We start from the raw sequence: 19,015 nt of genomic DNA, 5'->3' as shown, positions 1-19,015 counted from the left end.
TTTTTAGATTATTCTCTCTATAACTTCCTACCTCAAATTATAGAAGGGAGAAGATAGTATGTCAAAATATTTTTTATAGAAAATTCAGACAAATTACCCAATGAATAAAAGCAAGTATGAAAGTCTTTTTGAACTTCCGCACCTGCTTTTTTAATAATACTTTATCACGTTAATATAATATTGTTAATTTTTCTTCGGAAGTTCAATCGCCGGAGAAGACGAGTTTCCACCGTTAAAATAGTCAGGAACATTTCCAGGAATAACGGTGCCTCCGACCGGGATCGTAGCCGTAACGGTTGTTTTTTTAGTTGCAAATGGGATAATGATTTGCATGTTTACTTTTACTTTGATAGACACTTCAAGAAACGCATTATTTATTCCATACTCTTCGATTTTTCGCACTACGTCTGTTTGAACGTCACCAATAGCATGAAATTTAACCGGAATAAGCGGACCTAGATTTCCAAGCAGCGCATTATTAGTCGCTTGCCCAAGCGGAACTTGGTATACAATTCCTTGATTCCGCAGCTTTTCACTTTTTTCAATACGAATATCTGTTGGAAGTTCAAGTGCATCTAAATTCCCTTTCTCTGCTTCTTTTAAGTTAGCCTGGACAAATGACGTAGTTTGAGCTCTAACCCGATTTACAAGCGCTGTGTCAATTTTGGCTACTTGACCGTTAGGTGTAGATTCCACTTTAATGACATCTACGTCCAGTTGATCAAGTACCTGTTTATTCACCGCTTTATTAATAACTAAAGTTGCAATCTCTTTTGTTTGTGCTTCAGCATATTTCATTAACGTCGGTTCAATCCCTCTATTAATTAGCCATAATCCTACCCCTGTGGAAAGCATAAAAAAAAGAAAGGTGAGCAACAGAACGTAACGAAAAGGAAGCGGGCCTTTTCTTGTTAATTTCCGACGAAGTTTAACCAAAAAAAATCCCTCCTTACAAGCTATATGTATGCATGTATAAGGAGGTTCACGCTTCTTTTAAAAAGTTTTATCTTAAATTCTCGACTATATTAAAGCATTTTCAATAAAGCATCTTTGCCAATTGTTCCTTTAAAAATCCCTCTTTTTTCAGCTTCAAGCGTTACAGATTCAAGCGGCGCTTCAAGAAGCTGCTCAATTGTACGTACACCTACAGCTCTTCCAGCTATTATTTGACGATCAGCTAATTTGTCATTTAATAGACCTACGTCTAGTGCTCCGCACATAATGTACCCTTTATCTGATGAAATTGTTAACAGAGTTGTTTTTGGCAGCAATACGGTAACTGCATTAAACGTATGACCTTCAATTACGATAGGCGCTAGGGTAATCATAGTAACTCACTCCTTTCTTAATCAATTTATGATTTTGAAAGAAAAAAGTGAGGTTTTACATATACTTTTCTACCTATTTGACGTTTGTATTCCTTCTTCCTTATTTATATAAACTTTTATAGAACTCAGTGCTAAAATTCATTAAAAAAATCTAATTGTTTAGGAGCTAAATTCTCATATTCAATATTTAATAAACTCATGAGCTGTTTGGCATTATGTACAGCATCTCCGCCGGAGTTATTATTAAATAACAGGTAAATGTCCTTCGTTTGTTTTTGCAGCTTTTCAAGACGTTCTTTCCACTCTAGAAGCTCTTTTTCATTGTAGCGATACAAAAACCTTACCGCTCGCCAATTGCCTTCTGGGGGTTTGTTCCAACCGTGTACGTTTCGTCCATGAAAACGTATGAGTGTTTTCTGTTTATCTGTAGCATGAATCACAATGGGAATAGATCCTTCTCCTGCCTGCGGTTCATCACAAATACCGTGAATCCACTTCTCTTGTTCCATAAACGTTAGCGTTTTATCGTAGAAAAACGGCTTAAACCAAGACTGATTTCGAAACTCAAGGGCTACTGGCAAATCTCCAAACTTCTCACGGCTATATCTCAAATATGCTACGTTTTCTTTTGTACAGTCAAACCACGGTGGCATTTGAAATAAAATCATGGCCAGCTTATTTGAACTTACGTACGGCTTCACTGATTCTAAAAATGCATGAAACATTTCTTCCTTGCTGTCAAACGGATTTCCTTCTCTCATATGCCCTGTCATGCCTTGATAGGCTTTTACCACAAAACGAAAAGATTTCGGTGTATCATTCACCCACTTTTCTACATTTGATTTAGGTTGAATTGCATAAAAAGATGAATCGACTTCAACAATTGGAAAATGGCCTGCGTATACGGCAAGCTTGTCTCTTGATGAAACACCCGCTTCATATAATGAATCATGATCTCCCCAGCCTGTGACTCCAATATAAATCATGCCATTCCTCCTCTATTTTCTTAGCATCGCTTTTCTTTATTTTAATACAAACGATACAAAAAAACTCGTTTGCATAAACAGCAAACGAGTTTTTATCTATTATTAACCGATTGAACCTTCCATTTCAAATTTGATTAGACGGTTCATTTCTACTGCATATTCCATTGGAAGCTCTTTTGTAAATGGCTCAATAAAGCCCATTACAATCATTTCTGTCGCTTCTTCTTCAGAAATACCGCGGCTCATTAGATAGAATAATTGTTCTTCAGACACTTTTGATACTTTCGCTTCGTGTTCAAGTGAGATGTTATCATTTAAAATCTCATTGTACGGAATTGTATCAGAAGTTGATTGATTATCCATAATCAGCGTATCACACTCAATGTTCGCACGTGCACCTTCTGCTTTACGGCCGAAGTGTACGATACCGCGGTATGTTACTTTACCGCCTTGTTTTGAAATTGATTTTGATACGATCGTTGAAGATGTGTTCGGTGCTAAGTGAATCATTTTTGCACCAGCATCTTGGTGCTGTCCTTTACCAGCAAGGGCAATAGATAATGTCATACCACGTGCACCTTCACCTTTTAAAATAACAGCTGGATATTTCATTGTTAACTTAGAACCGATGTTTCCATCGATCCATTCCATTGTTGCGTTTGCTTCACAAACCGCGCGTTTTGTTACAAGGTTGTATACGTTGTTCGCCCAGTTTTGAATTGTTGTATAGCGGCAATACGCGTCTTTTTTAATGATGATTTCTACAACGGCACTGTGAAGAGAGTTTGTTGTATAAACAGGTGCTGTACAGCCCTCTACATAGTGGACGTGTGAGCCTTCATCAGCAATAATTAACGTACGCTCAAACTGTCCCATATTTTCAGAGTTAATACGGAAATAAGCTTGTAATGGTGTATCTACTTTTACGCCTTTTGGTACGTAAATGAATGATCCACCAGACCAAACCGCTGAGTTAAGAGCAGAGAATTTGTTATCCGTTGGCGGGATAACTTTTCCAAAATGCTCACGGAAAATATCTTCGTTTTCTTTTAGTGCCGTATCTGTATCTTTAAATACGATACCTTGCGCTTCAAGATCTTCTTTCATATTGTGATAAACAACTTCAGATTCGTACTGAGCTGATACACCCGCAAGATACTTTTGCTCTGCTTCAGGAATACCAAGTTTATCAAACGTTTGTTTAATTTCTTCAGGAACTTCATCCCAAGAACGTTCAGACTTCTCAGATGGTTTTACGTAGTACGTAATTTCATCAAAGTCTAAGCTTGCCATGTCTCCGCCCCACTGTGGCATTGGCATGTTGTAGAAGTGCTCTAGAGATTTCAAACGGAAGTCAAGCATCCATTGTGGTTCCTCTTTCATACGAGAAATTTCTTCTACGATTTCTTTTGTTAAACCGCGTTTAGAGCGGAAAATTGATACGTCTTTATCGGAAAATCCATATTTATAATCGCCGATTTCTGGCATTTTTTTAGCCATCTTTTATTACCCCCTACTTGATAGGATTGGGAATGAATGAAGGTCTTATTTTTGTTCGTTAAGACCTTTTTCCATCGCTTTCCACGCTAGTGTTGCACATTTAATACGCGCAGGAAATTTTGCTACACCTTGAAGTGCTTCAATATCTCCTAAATCTATACTATCATCATACTCTTTACCTTGCATCATGTCAGAGAAGATATGGGCCATTTTAAACGCTTTGTCTACTTCTTGACCTTTAATTGCTTGTGTCATCATTGAAGCTGATGACATTGAAATTGAACATCCTTCACCTTCGAACTTTGCATCCACCACTTTGCCGTCCTCTACTTTTAAAGAAAGTTCAATGCGGTCTCCGCACGTCGGGTTATTCATATGAATGTTCACAGTATCTTCATTCAATGTTCCACGATTACGCGGGTTTTTATAATGGTCCATAATTACTTGACGATAGAGAGTATCTAAATTATTAAAAGCCATTTGTAAAATACTCCTTCGTTTTTATTAATGATGACACCAATTTATCTACTTCTTCTTCCGTGTTATACAGATAGAAGCTTGCACGTGCAGTAGAAGATACGTTTAAATATTTCATCAGCGGCTGCGCACAGTGATGACCTGCACGAATCGCAATTCCATCAGCGTCTACTACTGTCGCAACGTCGTGCGGATGTACATCTTCAATGTTAAACGTCACAACACCCGCTCGCTCTTTCGGTCCGTAAATCGTAATTCCGTCTACTTGCGATAAGCGATCCAGTGCATATTGCGCTAGCTTGTGCTCATGTGCTTGAATGTTATCTAAACCAACTTCTTCTAAGAAATCAATCGCTGCACCTAAACCAATGGCACCTGCAATGATTGGCGTACCTCCTTCAAATTTCCAAGGAAGCTCTTTCCACGTTGATTCGTATAGGTTTACGAAGTCAATCATTTCGCCGCCAAACTCGATTGGTTCCATTTTTTCAAGAAGCTCTTTCTTTCCATAAAGAGCGCCGATTCCAGTCGGTCCGCCCATTTTATGTCCAGAGAAAGCAAAGAAATCACAGTCTAAATCTTGTACATCCACCTTCATGTGAGGCGTACTTTGCGCACCATCCACAACCATTACTGCACCGTTAGCATGTGCAATTTCTGCAATTTCTTTTACTGGGTTAATTGTGCCCAATACGTTAGATACTTGCATAATCGATACAATTTTTGTGTTAGATGTAATCGTGCTTTTTACCTCTTCTAGTGAAAGTGCATGATCTTCTGTTAATGAAATATATTTTAACGTTGCACCTGTTTCCTTGGCAACTTGCTGCCAAGGAATGATGTTACTGTGATGTTCCATATAAGTAATCACAATTTCATCACCAGGTTTAAGATTCGCACGGCCATAGCTTGCAGCTACTGTATTAAGAGCTGTCGTTGTACCGCGCGTAAAGATAATCTCTTCCGTTGATTTTGCATTAATAAACTTACGAACCTTTTCACGAGCTCCTTCGTATCCGTCTGTTGCTCTTGTACCAAGCGTGTGAACACCTCGGTGTACGTTTGAGTTATATTCTTTGTAATACTTCTCAATCGCTTCAATTACAGCAAGCGGCTTTTGTGAAGTTGCTGCACTGTCTAAATAAACGAGTGGGCTGCCATTTACCTCTTGGTCTAAAATAGGAAATTGTTTACGAATATCAGAGATATTCATTATCGAACTTTCCTTTCAATTAAATCCGTTAATTGTTTTTTAACCGTTTCGATTGGCAACTCGTTTACAACTGGTGCTAAGAACCCGTGAATAACTAAACGTTCTGCTTCTGTTTGTGGAATACCGCGGCTCATTAAGTAGTAAAGCTGAATTGGATCTACGCGTCCCACAGATGCAGCGTGTCCTGCTGTTACATCGTCTTCATCAATTAGAAGAATTGGGTTTGCGTCTCCACGTGCTTTTTCACTTAACATTAACACACGAGATTCCTGCTCAGCGTTTGATTTAGATGCACCGTGTTCAATTTTACCGATACCGTTAAAGATTGAAGACGCGCTTTCTTTCATAACGCCATGTTTTAAAATGTAGCCTTCAGAATGTTTTCCGAAGTGTACGATACTTGTTGTTAAGTTTTGAGACTGCTCTCCACGTCCAACTGTTACCGTTTTTGTATCTCCATATGAACCGTCGCCCATTAGATACGTTGTATTTTCTGAAACTGTATTTCCTTCACTCATTAAGCCTAAAGCCCACTCAATGCGACCATCTTTGCCCGCTACACCGCGGCGGTTCACATAAGTAGTTGTGCCTTTAGCTAAGTAGTCAACAGCTCCAAACGTTACTTTTGCATTGCTGTTAGCGAATACCTCCGTCACGATATTGACAACACCGTTTGACTCTTCAGCAGTAGCAATGTAGTTTTCTACATATGTTACTGAGCTGTTGTCTTCAGCTACAACAATCACATGGTTGAATAAAGCTGCTTCTTCATCTTCGCGGACAAATACAGCTTGAAGCGGCTCTTCTACTTCTACATTTTTAGGAACGTATACAAATACACCGCCGTTTAATAACGCTGCGTTTAATGCAGTTAAACGGTGCTCATCTACTTTAACTCCGTCTTTCATGAAGTACTTCTCAACAAGGGCGCTATGCTCTTTAGCAGCTGTTTGAATATCTGTGAAGATAACACCCTGAGATTTTAGCTCTTCTGTTAACGTTGAGTATGCAGCTGTTTGGTCACGCTGAACATATAGATTTTTAACAGCTTCTGTATCAATCAATGCTTTAACCACTTCTGGAAGCTCATCTACAGATGAGATTGTGCTTGCCTGTGAAGTGTGCTTGTCAAAAGCAGTAAAATTCCATTTCGAAATGTTTGTTTTATCTGGCTTTGGAAGTGCGAGATCTTCTGCTTTCGCAAGAGCTTGTAAGCGAAGATCTAGCAGCCAACTTGGTTCATTAGCTTCTTTTGAAAAGCTGCTGATGTACTCTTGATCAAATGGTAATTTCGTATCAATAGTCATAGAGATCCTCCTAACTCTTAAGCTTCTTGCTCTACAGTTTCGTCTTCAATACCTAATTCTTGTTTGATCCAGTCATAACCTTCTGCCTCTAGACGCTGTGCTAATTCTGGTCCGCCTGATTTTACAACGCGACCTTGCATCATAACGTGAACTTTATCTGGTGTAATGTAGTTTAATAAACGTTGATAGTGAGTAATCATTAAGCAACCGAACTCGCTGCCGCGCAGTTCATTAATACCTTTTGATACAACCTTTAACGCATCGATATCTAAACCAGAGTCGATTTCATCTAAAATTGCAATTCCTGGTTGAAGCATCATTAATTGAAGAATTTCGTTACGCTTCTTCTCACCGCCAGAGAAACCTTCATTTAGGTAACGCTGTGCCATGTCTTGATCCATTTCTAAGAAATCCATGTTTTTGTCTAATTGACGGATGAATTTCATTAGTGAAATTTCTTCGCCTTCTTCACGACGAGCATTAATTGCTGAACGTAGGAAGTCTGCATTTGTTACACCGCTGATTTCACTTGGATATTGCATCGCTAGGAATAGACCTGCACGAGCGCGCTCATCTACTTCCATCTCAAGTACATCTTCGCCGTCTAGCGTGATGCTTCCTTGTGTAACCTCGTATTTAGGATGTCCCATGATTGCTGAAGATAATGTTGATTTACCAGTACCGTTTGGTCCCATGATTGCATGGATTTCGCCGCCCTTAACTTCTAAATTAACACCTTTTAAAATTTCTTTACCTTCAATTGCAACATGAAGATCTTTAATTGTTAAAGTTGACCCTGCCATATTAAAACCTCCAGTTATAGACGTATATAGTAAAAAACGATATACCTATATCTTTTTAATTATTCTCATTTTATTCTCATTACAATCTTATAACAAATGAAAACTTATAGCAACCTTTTGACCCAAAAGGTTTTAAACCATTATGTACGTTTTTTAAGACTAAATCCACTCATAAAAAAGTTGCCTTAAAAGACTCTATAGAGCCTTCTAAGACAAGCTTTTTACCCGCTTTATTTACTTAGTGCGTGTGGCTAGTCAGTTCTGAAACACACTCTTGGACAAGCGTAACGGACTGACTCATCGCTGCGCCTCCGCCAAATGCTGCTGATACTCCGCATGCTTCTAAAATTTCTTGCTCAGTTGCACCTTGATCAATGCAGCCTTTCGTATGATAAATCATACAGTACTCGTCTTGAGCTACTACGCTGATCCCTAACGCGATTAACTGCTTTTCTTTTTTAGAAAGAGAACCTTCTCCAAAACATGCTTCAGTAAACGCATTAAACGTTTTTGTTACTTCCGGCAATTTTTCACTAAATTTCCCAACACCCATTTTATAATCATGAAGTGCTTGCTCAGTTGAATGACGTGCTTCTTGCTGCATAACGTCAGCTCCCATCATCAGTAAAGTTTTCACGGTTAGTATGCGTGAGAAAAATAAGAGTTATTCGTTTTGCCGCATACAAAAAAAGCACTTGCCCAGAGTGGGCCAGCGCTTTTCTTCTATTATTTATTTACCGGCAATACTCCGCCTTTGTATTTTTCTTTAATGTAATCTTGAATTTCTTTAGAGTGAAGAACTTTTACTAAAGCTTTCACTGTATCTTTATTTTCGTCACCTTTGTGAACCGTAATGATGTTTGCATAAGGGTTATCTTCTTTGCTTTCAACTGCGATTGGATCTTTTACTGGATCTAAACCAGCATCGATAGCATAGTTAGCATTGATAACAACAGCGTCACCTTCATTATTTTTGTACATTTGAGGTAACAATCCGCCTTCAACATCGGCTTTAAATTTTAAATTTTTAGGGTTTTCTACAATATCTTTAATTTGTGCATCTATTTTCTTTACGCCTGGCTTTAATTTAATCACGCCAGCTTTTTCAAAAATCGATAAAATACGTCCTTGCTCTGCTACCGCATCACGCATAATAACTGTACCGTTTTTCGGAAGATCTTTTAAGCTTTTGTATTTTTTAGAGTAGATACCAATTGGTTCAATGTGAATGGCACCGGCACTTACGAAATCATACCCTTTTTCACCCTTGTGATCTTTTAACACTGAATTCATATAAGGAACGTGCTGGAAGTAGTTTGCATCAATTTCATTGTTTGCAAGAGCTGTGTTCGGTAAGATATAATCTTGGAATTTTTTAATTTCTAAGTCAATTCCTTGTTTTTCTAAAATCGGTTTTGCTTGTTCTAAAATTTCAGCATGAGGCGTATTAGATGCACCCACGACAATTTTCTTTTCATCTTCTGATCCATTGTTAGATCCACACGCAGCTAATCCTACTACTAGTGCAGATGTTAATGCTAAAGCCGAAAGCCATTTTTTCATAATAAATAATCCTCCCTTTATCTTTTATCAATTTTTGCAGTAATCGCATCTCCAATAAGTTGGATAATAAATACAATAATCAAAATTAAGATTGTAGCGGCTAGCGTTACGTCATTATGACTGCGCTGGAATCCTTCTAAATATGCAAGGTTTCCAAGACCTCCGGCTCCAATCACACCCGCCATTGCCGTATAGCCGACTAATGCAATCGTTGTTACCGTCAAACCGGAAATTAAAGCTGGCAGCGATTCAGGTAACAGCACTTTAAAAATAATGGTGCTTGTTGTTGCTCCCATTGATTTAGCAGCTTCAATCACACCTTTATCAATTTCGCGCAAACCAATTTCTACAAGACGCGCATAAAATGGTGCTGCTCCAACAATTAAAGCAGGTAACGCTGCATTAGCACCTAGAATACTTCCTACCAATGCTTTGGTAAATGGAATCAGTAAAACAATTAAAATAATGAATGGAATGGAACGAAAGATATTTACAACCGCTGACACAATGGCATATAAAGGTTTGTTTTGCCAAAGCTGTCCTTTGGACGTTAAAAATAAAAGCAAGCCCAATAAAATACCTAGAACAAATGTGGCTACAACTGAAATAGCCGTCATATATAGTGTTTCATTTGTCGCTTGAATAAAATCGTCTAAAATAACGTTTGGAAATAGTTTCTCAAGCATTTATCATTACCTCCACTTCTACCTGCTGCTCATGAATGTATGCAATGACTTTTTTAACTTCTGTTAATTCTCCGTCTAAATGAACGAACAACGTTCCGTATGAACCTGTTTGCGTATGAGAAATCTTTCCTTGTAAAATATTAATCGTTACATCAAACTGTTTTAAAATCGTTGTAATGAGCGGTTGCTCTGCTTTTCCGCCAACAAACGTCAGCTGAATAATTTGCCCGCTTGGATACAGCTCTTTCACTTGTTCAATCGTTTCAAACGTTTCCTCTGGTTCAGAAATCTGTTGAACAAATCGTTTTGTAATCGGCTGCTTAGGTTTTCTGAATACTTCTAGCACTTGTCCTTCTTCTACTACTGCCCCATTTTCCATAACAGCTACTCGATGACAAATTTTACGAATGACGTGCATTTCATGAGTAATTAATACAATGGTTAACCCTAGCTTCTCATTAATATCTACTAACAGATCTAAAATAGAATCTGTCGTTTGAGGATCAAGCGCTGATGTGGCTTCATCACAAAGCAATACTTTTGGATTATTCGCTAGCGCTCGAGCAATACCAACACGCTGCTTTTGTCCACCGCTAAGCTGAGATGGATAAGCATTTTCACGACCTTCAAGTCCAACTAGCTTAATGAGTTCGTCTACTCGTTTCATTCTTTTTTCTTTTGAAATCCCTGCTATTTCTAACGGAAAAGCAATATTTTCTCTCACCGTACGCGACCATAAAATATTAAAGTGTTGAAATACCATACTAATTTCTTGTCTAGCTTTTCTGAGTTTTCCGCCTTTAATTTTTCCAATATCATTACCTGCTACTTCGACCGTTCCTGTCGTTGGTGTTTCTAATCCGTTTAGCAAGCGAATCAAAGAACTTTTCCCCGCTCCGCTATAACCAATAATTCCGTAAATTTCACCTTGGTTAACGGTTAGATTCACATTATCAACAGCTGTTACTTGACCGCTTTTAGCCTGATAAATTTTTGTAACGTCTGTTAATGTAATCATATTTCTTCACCTTCTTTAATAAAAACTTAATTATGTTAGGTTGCCCTATAGGATGAAAAAGCCGTAAAACAATTTTCCCCATTAAAAAAGCCTCTCTGCGCATGACAGAAAGGCTCGATATTTAATCCTTTCTCTCATCTTTCAAAGCGCATAGCTTTGCAGGAATTGGCACCATTTCAGTTAGTCTGACGGTTGCCGGGTTTCACAGGGCTCAGTCCCTCCACCTCTCTTGATAAGAGTTCGCAACAATTATTTTGTTTTTGGGAAATATTCATTCATTTATGAACATTCATGAGTGTGATTTTAGCATGTGTCAGATAGGCTGTCAACAGATTTTGCTCTTGGGATAATATCCCAAGAACTCAACAACCCCAACGGTTCGCTCTCTTTCCATTTTTTCATTTTAAACAAACGTTTGATTATCGAAGCTCCTCGAGTATGTGCTCGATGGAATGAAAAGCGTAGAGTTTTTTTACCATTTCACCATTTTTCACTTCGATCAAACAAGGTACGCTTTCAATTGAAAATAATTCTGCCTTTGAAGGCATATAATTTAAATTGCTCATTCCGATGGTTACATCCGGCAGCATCGCTTCTGCCACGGTTAACATTTTTTTTGCCAGCTGACATGTTCCGCAAAAAGGCGTATGGAAAAAGATAAACGCTCTTTCTCCTTCTTTCAACTGATCATCAAGCTGTTTTTCGCTCCATTCTTGCATGTTGCTCATTCCTTTTATGTTAAAAATTCTGCATTAACATCGATATTGGCACTCAGTAATACTGTTGCTATGTGATGTCTAGGGGCGGCAGCAACTTCTCGGTACATTTTATCAATATATAGATGCTCTGCTTCCGGAAGCTCTCGTTTAAATTGTTTTCTTAGCTTATTCCCTGAATCATCAGAGTCAACGAGTATGTATACCTCTTTATTAAACGTACAGTCAATAATTTCATCCAGCTTTGATAAACTAATCGTACCGTTTGTACAAATAATCTCAATTGGTTCTCGAATGATATCTTGAATACGTTTTTTATCTGATTTTCCTTCGACAATAATTACTTTTTCAATTCCAATTAGCCCCATTTTCATCACCCATAATCGTCAGTTGTATAGTAACATCATTTCTTTATGCTATACAATATTCGTTAATGTATCACAGTTCACCTGTTTTTTAAAAGAAATTTGCAAGAAAGAACTGTTTTTAAAGGCAGCTCAGGCCATATTGTTTCCATAAAACAAGAAAAACAGCGGCAGTTGCCACTGTTTAGCACCATCCTGCTTCTTCGTCGCAGTCTGTATATTTTTGCGTTTCACCTTTTTTTTGTACGTCCGTATATTGGTAGAACTTATTATTTTCTTGCGAATATCCTTCTTCAAAGCGGTATTCATTGCCGCTTGTTCCGTAACTAACTTCACCAATTGGCTGCTTATCAACATATAATTTCATACCGCCGTCATGAAATTTAGCTGTAACGCGATCTGTAACGTCCATTTTTTGTTTTTCAAACATAAAAAGACACTCCTTTAGTTTGTTTACTAATAGAGTGTCCAGTCAAAAATTTTTCATAAAGACAATTTATGGAGGAATATTATCCTTCGTTTGTCATTTCTTCGTATTGCTCTGCTGTCATTAGCTTGTCTACTTGAGAAGAATCAGATGGTTTGATTGTAATCATCCATGCTTCTTCGTATGGAGAATCATTAACCAGTTCAGGGCTATCGCTTAAGTTGTCGTTTACTGCTACAACTTCACCGCTAATTGGTGCATAGAGCTCAGAAACTGTTTTTACTGATTCAACGCTGCCAAACGGCTCGTCAGCCTCTACTGTTGCTCCTACTTCTGGCAGTTCAACGAATACGATGTCTCCAAGCTCAGCTTGAGCGAAATGTGTAATACCTACGCGGACAACGTCTCCTTCTGTTTTTACCCATTCATGCTCTTCAGAATAACGCAAATCTTTTGGTGTATTCATCTTAATCCCTCCAAAATATGTATCGTAATTTGTTTATATAAAAAGCGCCTTCAACGTGGAGAACACTTTCTACAACCTAAAATAACTTCCTATTAACAGTGTAACGTAAAAGGTAAAAATTTTCTATTTGAAAACTCACTTCCACACGTCTTCAAACTGCTCTTCTTTGAAACCAAGCGTTACTTTTTGTCCATCTGTTAGCAGCGGACGCTTAATTAACATGCCATCTGACGCAAGAATAGACAGAAGTTCATCTTCACTTGCACTGCTTACTTTATCTTTAAGCCCTAATTCGCGATATTTTTTACCGCTTGTATTAAAGAATTTTTTTAATTCTAAGCCGCTGTTCTCATAATAAGACTGCAGCTGCTCTTTTGTTGGCGGGTTTTCTACAATATGAATTTCTTCATACGCTACTCCGTTATCATCCAGCCACTTCTTTGCTTTTCGGCACGTCCCACACTTTGGATATGAATAAAAAAATAATGACATTTCGTCAACCACCCTTTATTTTAAGCTTTTTTCGTATTTTAACACATCCTTTATCATTTACCTAGATAGAGGCTTCTTAAACAAAAAGGAGCTCGCAAAACGAGCTCCTTTTTCCTTAAACTGTGAACTTCTCTACTTCTAGAAGCGTTTTCGCAATCTCACGCTTTACGCTAATCACATTGATTGGTGTATAGCGCGTTAACTTGCGAAGAGACGAAAGCATAACTCTAAGCGTATCACCTTGTTCAACGCCAATTAACGTTTCTTTTGCATCTGCTTCGATTCGATTAAATGCTTCTTGGCAAAATACTTGAGTATACTTTAATTTTAAGCTATTCTGATCTGCTCCTGTTTTGGAAATGGCTTTTTCAGTACGTAAAACAGTAGATTCCATTGCATATACGTTACTGATCATATCGGAAATATTAACGAGAATTTCTTGTTCTTTCTCTAATTCTTTGCCATACTTTTGTGCAGCTAATCCCAAAAGCAAGAGCGCAATTTTCTTCCCGTTTTGCACAAGCATTTTTTCTTGATCTAACGGCTCATTTCCTACTTCCTGCGGCATAAGCATCATCAATTCTTCTTGAAGCGTTTGTGCTTTTTGAAGCAGTGGAAGCTCTCCTTTTAGCGCTTTGCGTAAATATGTGCCTGGTACTAAAAGACGGTTAATCTCATTTGTTCCTTCAAAAATACGGTTAATGCGAGAATCGCGATACAGACGCTCAATTTCATACTCACTCATAAAACCGTAGCCTCCGTGAAGCTGCACGCCTTCATCTACAATGTAGTCAAGAGCTTCCGTGGCAAACACTTTATTTAATGAACATTCGATAGCATATTCAGCAATGGAAGCAGCAATTTGTTTTCCGTCTTTTTGTTGTTCTTCTGAAAGCTGGCCCATATGGTCTTCAAAAAGTCCTACCGTACGATATACGGAGCTTTCAGTTGCATACAATTTAGAACCCATTGTGGCTAACTTTTCTTGTGTTAATGAGAATTTAGCAATTGGCGTTTTAAACTGCTGACGCTGATTAACATATTGAGACGTAATTTCTAATGCACGTTTTCCTGCTCCAACTGCTCCAACTCCAAGCTTATAGCGCCCAATATTCAAAATGTTAAACGCAATCACATGACCTTTTCCAATTTCACCTAGCACATTTTCTTTTGGAACAAGCGCATCTTCAAGAATTAATGTTCTTGTTGATGAACTTTTGATTCCCATTTTCTTCTCTTCCGGTCCAACCGAAACGCCTGGGAATTCGCGCTCCACGATAAAAGCAGAAAATTTATCGCCGTCGATTTTCGCATACACCACGAACACATCAGCAAATCCAGCATTCGTAATCCACTGCTTTTCTCCATTTAACACATAGTGTGTGCCTTCTGCGTTAAGGCGAGCCGTTGTTCGAGCGCCGAGAGCATCGGAACCAGACCCAGGTTCAGTTAACGCATATGCTGCTATTTTTCCCCCAACTGCTAAAGCAGGTAAATATGTTTGTTTTTGCTTTTCTGTTCCAAATAAGACGATTGGCAATGACCCAATTCCTACGTGAGCACCATGAGTGATGGAAAATCCGCCTGCTCGAGACATTTTTTCAGCAATTAAAGCCGAGGTAATCTTATCTAAACCGAGTCCACCGTATTCTTCCGGTACATCTGCACCAAGTAAACCTAATTCACCAGCTTGTTTTAATAACTTTACAGAGCGGTCAAACTCATGCTTTTCTAAATATTCCACTTGTGGAAGGACTTCATTTTCTACAAATTCATCTGTCGTCTTGGCAATCATCTTTTGTTCAGATGTATAATCCTCCGGCGTGTAGACGCGGCTTGCATCGCCTTCTTCAATTAAAAAGCTTCCACCTTTAATCATTTGTTTTGTTTTATTTGACATGTTTATATCCCCCTTTGAAATGATTATGCTAACAACTCAAATACACCAGCAGCTCCCATTCCTCCGCCAATACACATGGTGACAATTCCAAACTGCTCATTCCGACGCTGCATTTCGTGCATTAAGCTAAGAGTAAGCTTAGCTCCCGTACAGCCTAATGGATGACCTAAGGCAATAGCGCCTCCGTTTACATTTACTTTATCTTCATTAATATTTAATTCACGAATAACGCCGAGTGCTTGAGAAGCAAATGCTTCATTCAATTCAAACAACCCGATATCAGAAAGCTCCAGCCCTGCTAGTTTAAGAGCTTTAGGGATGGCAGCTACCGGGCCAATCCCCATTACTTCAGGCGGAACTCCTCCAACTGCAAATGAGCGAAACTTAAGCAAAGGCTTTAAGCCTTCTGCTTCAGCTTGTTCTTTATCCATTAGAAAAACGGATGCAGCTCCGTCACTTGTCTGCGAAGAGTTTCCAGCTGTTACGGATCCTTTAATTGAAAAGGCTGGACGAAGTTTCCCTAATACGTCCGCAGTTGTGCCAGGACGAACTCCTTCATCTTGAGAGAACATCAGCTTTTGTTCACGGAGCTTATTGTTTTCATCGATTTTTCGAAGCGTCACTTCCACGGGAACAATTTCGTCGTTAAACTTCCCTTCTTGAAGCGCTTTTGCTGCTTTTTGATGGCTGCGTACAGCAAATGCATCCTGGTCTTCACGTGAAATGCCGTATTTCATCGCCACTTGTTCTGCTGTATGTCCCATGCCCATATAATACTCCGGCGCATTTTCAACCAGCTGAGCATTCGGACGCGCTACGTTTCCAAACATCGGAACAAAACTCATTGATTCTGCTCCTCCAGCTAACACTGCTTTGGCTTGCCCTAGCATAATTCGCTCTGCACCGTAGGCAATACTTTGCAAACCTGATGAACAATAGCGATTAATCGTTATTGCTGGCACCGTATAAGGCAAACCTGCAAGAGCGCCAATATTTCGAGCCATATTCAAACCTTGTTCTGCTTCAGGCATCGCACAACCAATAATTAAATCATCAATTGGTCCTTCGTATCCGCCTGCTCGGCGAAGAGTTTCTTTAACCGCAATGGCACCCAAATCATCAGGTCTAACACTTGCCAATGAACCTTTTTTTGCTTTTCCGACCGGTGTCCTAGCACCTGCTACAATAACTGCTTCTCTCATTTTTTCTCCCCCTTAATTGCGCAGTGGTTTTCCTTTAACTAACATGTGCTGCATACGTTCTTGAGACTTCGCTTCTCCAACAAGGCTTAAAAATGCTTCTCTCTCTAAGTCCAGCAAATACTCTTCATCAACTTCGGAACCAAACGCTACACGTCCTCCGGCTAACACAAATGCTAACTTACTAGCAATTTTATAATCATGTTCTGATATATATCCTGAATACTTCATGGATTGAGCTCCTAGCAGCAACGTTGCATATCCTGTTTCTCCAACGACAGGAACCTTAGCTTTTACAGGCGGTTTATAGCCCGTGTCATGTAAAGCAAGGACTGAGTTCTTCGCGTCATTCAGTAAGTGATCTCCGTTTACGCTGATGCCATCGTGGCGATTTAAGAAATTTAGCTGTTTAGCTTCTGCAGCAGAAGTGGATACTTTTGCAGTAGCAATTGTTTCAAATGTTTTATTCGCAATTTGCTGAAGGTCGAGCGTTACACCGTTAGGTAAACCACTTAACTGTTTGATATAAAGCTCCTTGTTACCTCCTCCACCAGGAATGAGTCCGACTCCTACTTCTACAAGGCCCATGTAAGTTTCAGCAGAAGCTTGAATTTTAGCTGACGGCAAGCAAATTTCTGCTCCGCCTCCAAGAGCCATTGCAAACGGAGCTGCAACAACCGGCTTCTCGTTGTATTTCACCTTCATCATTGCCTGTTGAAATTGTTTAATAACAAATTCAATTTCAAAATAATTGTCATCTTGTGCTTCCATTAAAATCATAGCTAAGTTAGCGCCAACGCAGAAATTTTTCCCTTGATTTCCTATGACCAGCCCTTTATAGTTCTTATTCACTTCTTCGAGAGACTGATTTAATAAACTGATAATATCTAGCCCAATTGCATTGTTAGGAGAAGTGAACTGCAGGCACGCCACATCATCTCCTAAATCAATTAAACTCGCTCCGCTGTTTTCTAAAATGACATTATTTTGAGAGCGTAAAGACGACAGGTGAATCACCTTTTTATTTTCTTTTACCGCTTTATACTCATCATCTTCGTAGTAAAGCGTTTGACCTTCCATTTCTTTATAAAAGCTTGTAAATCCGTTTTCCTGCATTTGTTTTACCCACTGCGGAATTGCTAAGCCCTCCTGCTCCATTTTCTCCATTGATTTTTCTAAACCAATTGCATCCCACGTCTCAAACGGACCCAGTTTCCAGCCAAACCCCCACTTCATAGCTTGATCAATGGCCACGATATCGCCGGCAATTTCATCTTTTAACTGAGCTGCATACACAAGAACGGGACTGATGATGTTCCAAAGAAGCTGCCCAGCACGATCATCGGAGTATATAAGCGCTTTCATTTTGTTTTGCAGCCCTTTTGCCTGCTTGCTTAATTCCGTAGAAACTGTTTTTAACTTCTTTCTCTCGACGTATTGAAGTGTACTAGGATCAAGTTCTAGAATTTCCTTGCCTTTCTTTAAAAAGAAGCCTTGCCCTGACTTGCTTCCTAGCCAGCCATTTTCCTGCATTTGTTTCATAAATAAAGGCACATCGAATACTTCTTTTTCTTTGCCTTCCACTTTGTCAAACACATTGTTGGCCACATGAATAAATGTGTCTAGTCCCACTACGTCTAACGTTCGAAACGTTGCACTTTTTGGTCTTCCAATTAAGGGACCCGTCACAGAGTCAACTTCTCCCACGCTGTAATTACCTTTTAACATTTCTTGAACGGTCACAAGTAAACCGTACGTACCAATACGGTTGGCGATAAAGTTAGGCGTATCTTTTGCAATAACTACTCCTTTACCTAATACATCTTCACCAAACGTTTTCATATATTCAACAATTTCTGATTTTGTGTTATGAGTTGGAATGATTTCCAATAACTTTAAATAACGCGGTGGATTAAAAAAGTGCGTTCCTAAGAAATGCGCTTTAAAATCTTCTGAGCGTCCTTTGGCCATTTCATGGATGGATATTCCCGAAGTATTTGAACTTACGATACTGCCTTTTTTTCGCACACTGTCAATTCTTTCAAACAGCTGTTGTTTAATATCAAGACGTTCGACTACTACTTCAATAATCCAATCGCACTCACTTAACTGCTGCAAATGATCTTCAAAATTCCCTGGCGTAATTAACGATAGTGACGACTTAGACGTTAAAGGCGCCGGTTTTTGCTTCGTTAATTTAGCTAGAGCAGTTGTACTCAACCGATTTCTCACTTGCCTATCTTCAAGCGTTAGCTGTTTTTTTTCCTCGTCTGCTGTTAATGAAGTTGGAACCACGTCTAGCAAAAGCGTTGGAATTCCTACATTTGCTAAATGAGCTGCAATTCCAGAGCCCATAACTCCTGAACCTAAAACGGCGGCTTTTTTTATGTTCATAATTATCCCCACATCCCCTTTAATATATTGAATGAATGGTCATTCATTTTATGTGTAAAAAAAGAGAGTCACAGTTAATCTCTGTTTTTACTATAAAACATTTTTTAAATTTTCGCAATATATTCACAATATTATCTCTAACTATTTTTAATGTGTTTGGTTATCTTAATACACA

At 38.8% G+C, this 19,015-nt stretch carries 20 protein-coding genes and 1 riboswitch; all 20 genes read right to left on the bottom strand.

Annotation, left to right across the window (positions count from 1 at the left end):
* Window positions 1-183: 183 nt before the first annotated feature.
* A complete protein-coding gene (gene yunB, locus ACOZIR_RS22920; RefSeq protein ID WP_013085335.1) occupies window positions 184-936 on the bottom strand; it encodes a sporulation protein YunB in 753 nt (250 codons plus the stop codon).
* Window positions 937-1,025: 89 nt separating this feature from the next.
* Window positions 1,026-1,328 (bottom strand): YunC family protein, encoded by a 303-nt coding sequence (locus ACOZIR_RS22915; RefSeq protein WP_013059641.1) that lies wholly within the window; start codon window positions 1,326-1,328, stop codon window positions 1,026-1,028.
* Window positions 1,329-1,459: 131 nt separating this feature from the next.
* Window positions 1,460-2,314: a DUF72 domain-containing protein gene (locus ACOZIR_RS22910; protein ID WP_310878137.1), complete on the bottom strand. Its 855-nt coding sequence runs from the start codon at window positions 2,312-2,314 to the stop codon at window positions 1,460-1,462.
* Window positions 2,315-2,416: 102 nt separating this feature from the next.
* Window positions 2,417-3,814 (bottom strand): Fe-S cluster assembly protein SufB, encoded by a 1,398-nt coding sequence (sufB, locus tag ACOZIR_RS22905; RefSeq protein ID WP_013059643.1) that lies wholly within the window; start codon window positions 3,812-3,814, stop codon window positions 2,417-2,419.
* Between the two features lie 45 nt (window positions 3,815-3,859).
* Window positions 3,860-4,294, bottom strand: coding sequence for a Fe-S cluster assembly sulfur transfer protein SufU (gene sufU / locus ACOZIR_RS22900; protein ID WP_013085338.1), 435 nt, complete (start codon window positions 4,292-4,294; stop codon window positions 3,860-3,862).
* Window positions 4,284-5,504, bottom strand: a complete 1,221-nt coding sequence (locus ACOZIR_RS22895) for a cysteine desulfurase (RefSeq protein ID WP_013059645.1) — start codon at window positions 5,502-5,504, stop codon at window positions 4,284-4,286. The genes sufU and ACOZIR_RS22895 overlap by 11 nt, the downstream gene beginning before the upstream one ends.
* Window positions 5,504-6,811, bottom strand: coding sequence for a Fe-S cluster assembly protein SufD (sufD, locus tag ACOZIR_RS22890; protein ID WP_045291600.1), 1,308 nt, complete (start codon window positions 6,809-6,811; stop codon window positions 5,504-5,506). Before sufD ends, ACOZIR_RS22895 begins: the two co-directional genes overlap by 1 nt.
* 17 nt (window positions 6,812-6,828) lie before the next feature.
* A complete protein-coding gene (gene sufC / locus ACOZIR_RS22885; protein ID WP_013059647.1) occupies window positions 6,829-7,614 on the bottom strand; it encodes a Fe-S cluster assembly ATPase SufC in 786 nt (261 codons plus the stop codon).
* Window positions 7,615-7,852: 238 nt separating this feature from the next.
* Window positions 7,853-8,218, bottom strand: coding sequence for a carboxymuconolactone decarboxylase family protein (locus ACOZIR_RS22880; RefSeq protein ID WP_016765828.1), 366 nt, complete (start codon window positions 8,216-8,218; stop codon window positions 7,853-7,855).
* 122 nt (window positions 8,219-8,340) lie between these two features.
* Window positions 8,341-9,177 (bottom strand): MetQ/NlpA family ABC transporter substrate-binding protein, encoded by an 837-nt coding sequence (locus ACOZIR_RS22875; protein ID WP_045291601.1) that lies wholly within the window; start codon window positions 9,175-9,177, stop codon window positions 8,341-8,343.
* 17 nt (window positions 9,178-9,194) lie between these two features.
* On the bottom strand, window positions 9,195-9,863 hold the full coding sequence (locus tag ACOZIR_RS22870; protein ID WP_016765829.1) for a methionine ABC transporter permease: 669 nt from the start codon (window positions 9,861-9,863) through the stop codon (window positions 9,195-9,197).
* Entirely contained in the window at window positions 9,856-10,881 is a 1,026-nt protein-coding gene (locus tag ACOZIR_RS22865; protein WP_421535833.1) for a methionine ABC transporter ATP-binding protein, read from the bottom strand. The genes ACOZIR_RS22870 and ACOZIR_RS22865 overlap by 8 nt, the downstream gene beginning before the upstream one ends.
* 131 nt (window positions 10,882-11,012) lie before the next feature.
* A riboswitch (SAM riboswitch) is annotated at window positions 11,013-11,120 on the bottom strand.
* 180 nt (window positions 11,121-11,300) lie between these two features.
* Window positions 11,301-11,600 (bottom strand): thioredoxin family protein, encoded by a 300-nt coding sequence (locus ACOZIR_RS22860; protein WP_045291602.1) that lies wholly within the window; start codon window positions 11,598-11,600, stop codon window positions 11,301-11,303.
* Between the two features lie 14 nt (window positions 11,601-11,614).
* Window positions 11,615-11,965 carry a toprim domain-containing protein gene (locus ACOZIR_RS22855; RefSeq protein ID WP_045291604.1) on the bottom strand — a complete coding sequence of 117 codons (351 nt, stop codon included), beginning with the start codon at window positions 11,963-11,965 and terminating at the stop codon, window positions 11,615-11,617.
* A 181-nt stretch (window positions 11,966-12,146) separates the two neighbouring features.
* The gene (locus ACOZIR_RS22850) at window positions 12,147-12,392 is read right to left on the bottom strand and encodes a YusG family protein (protein ID WP_045291605.1); all 246 of its coding nucleotides are present in this window, start codon (window positions 12,390-12,392) and stop codon (window positions 12,147-12,149) included.
* Window positions 12,393-12,471: 79 nt separating this feature from the next.
* A complete protein-coding gene (gene gcvH, locus ACOZIR_RS22845; protein ID WP_340141678.1) occupies window positions 12,472-12,855 on the bottom strand; it encodes a glycine cleavage system protein GcvH in 384 nt (127 codons plus the stop codon).
* 135 nt (window positions 12,856-12,990) lie between these two features.
* Window positions 12,991-13,347, bottom strand: a complete 357-nt coding sequence (locus ACOZIR_RS22840; RefSeq protein ID WP_045291606.1) for an arsenate reductase family protein — start codon at window positions 13,345-13,347, stop codon at window positions 12,991-12,993.
* Between the two features lie 115 nt (window positions 13,348-13,462).
* A complete protein-coding gene (locus ACOZIR_RS22835) occupies window positions 13,463-15,247 on the bottom strand; it encodes an acyl-CoA dehydrogenase family protein (RefSeq protein ID WP_045291607.1) in 1,785 nt (594 codons plus the stop codon).
* A 23-nt stretch (window positions 15,248-15,270) separates the two neighbouring features.
* Window positions 15,271-16,449, bottom strand: coding sequence for an acetyl-CoA C-acetyltransferase (locus tag ACOZIR_RS22830; RefSeq protein ID WP_045291609.1), 1,179 nt, complete (start codon window positions 16,447-16,449; stop codon window positions 15,271-15,273).
* Window positions 16,450-16,461: 12 nt separating this feature from the next.
* Entirely contained in the window at window positions 16,462-18,843 is a 2,382-nt protein-coding gene (locus ACOZIR_RS22825) for a 3-hydroxyacyl-CoA dehydrogenase/enoyl-CoA hydratase family protein (RefSeq protein WP_328120610.1), read from the bottom strand.
* Window positions 18,844-19,015: the final 172 nt, after the last annotated feature.

The sequence above is a fragment of the Priestia sp. D3YE.R1 genome, assembly GCF_049199565.1.
GTDB classification, from domain to species: Bacteria; Bacillota; Bacilli; order Bacillales; family Bacillaceae_H; genus Priestia; species Priestia aryabhattai.
The sequence above is the reverse complement of the archived record's forward strand: the minus strand, read 5'-3'. Positions and strand labels throughout refer to the sequence as shown.

Bases quoted from the DNA above. Each gene is read 5' to 3' on its own strand.
- ACOZIR_RS22915 (WP_013059641.1), bottom strand. From the start codon at position 1,328: ATGATTACCCTAGCGCCTATCGTAATTGAAGGTCATACGTTTAATGCA.
- ACOZIR_RS22910 (WP_310878137.1), bottom strand. From the start codon at position 2,314: ATGATTTATATTGGAGTCACAGGCTGGGGAGATCATGATTCATTATAT.
- sufB (WP_013059643.1), bottom strand. From the start codon at position 3,814: ATGGCTAAAAAAATGCCAGAAATCGGCGATTATAAATATGGATTTTCC.
- sufU (WP_013085338.1), bottom strand. From the start codon at position 4,294: ATGGCTTTTAATAATTTAGATACTCTCTATCGTCAAGTAATTATGGAC.
- ACOZIR_RS22895 (WP_013059645.1), bottom strand. From the start codon at position 5,504: ATGAATATCTCTGATATTCGTAAACAATTTCCTATTTTAGACCAAGAG.
- sufD (WP_045291600.1), bottom strand. From the start codon at position 6,811: ATGACTATTGATACGAAATTACCATTTGATCAAGAGTACATCAGCAGC.
- sufC (WP_013059647.1), bottom strand. From the start codon at position 7,614: ATGGCAGGGTCAACTTTAACAATTAAAGATCTTCATGTTGCAATTGAA.
- ACOZIR_RS22880 (WP_016765828.1), bottom strand. From the start codon at position 8,218: ATGCAGCAAGAAGCACGTCATTCAACTGAGCAAGCACTTCATGATTAT.
- ACOZIR_RS22875 (WP_045291601.1), bottom strand. From the start codon at position 9,177: ATGAAAAAATGGCTTTCGGCTTTAGCATTAACATCTGCACTAGTAGTA.
- ACOZIR_RS22870 (WP_016765829.1), bottom strand. From the start codon at position 9,863: ATGCTTGAGAAACTATTTCCAAACGTTATTTTAGACGATTTTATTCAA.
- ACOZIR_RS22865 (WP_421535833.1), bottom strand. From the start codon at position 10,881: ATGATTACATTAACAGACGTTACAAAAATTTATCAGGCTAAAAGCGGT.
- ACOZIR_RS22860 (WP_045291602.1), bottom strand. From the start codon at position 11,600: ATGCAAGAATGGAGCGAAAAACAGCTTGATGATCAGTTGAAAGAAGGA.
- ACOZIR_RS22855 (WP_045291604.1), bottom strand. From the start codon at position 11,965: ATGGGGCTAATTGGAATTGAAAAAGTAATTATTGTCGAAGGAAAATCA.
- ACOZIR_RS22850 (WP_045291605.1), bottom strand. From the start codon at position 12,392: ATGTTTGAAAAACAAAAAATGGACGTTACAGATCGCGTTACAGCTAAA.
- gcvH (WP_340141678.1), bottom strand. From the start codon at position 12,855: ATGAATACACCAAAAGATTTGCGTTATTCTGAAGAGCATGAATGGGTA.
- ACOZIR_RS22840 (WP_045291606.1), bottom strand. From the start codon at position 13,347: ATGTCATTATTTTTTTATTCATATCCAAAGTGTGGGACGTGCCGAAAA.
- ACOZIR_RS22835 (WP_045291607.1), bottom strand. From the start codon at position 15,247: ATGTCAAATAAAACAAAACAAATGATTAAAGGTGGAAGCTTTTTAATT.
- ACOZIR_RS22830 (WP_045291609.1), bottom strand. From the start codon at position 16,449: ATGAGAGAAGCAGTTATTGTAGCAGGTGCTAGGACACCGGTCGGAAAA.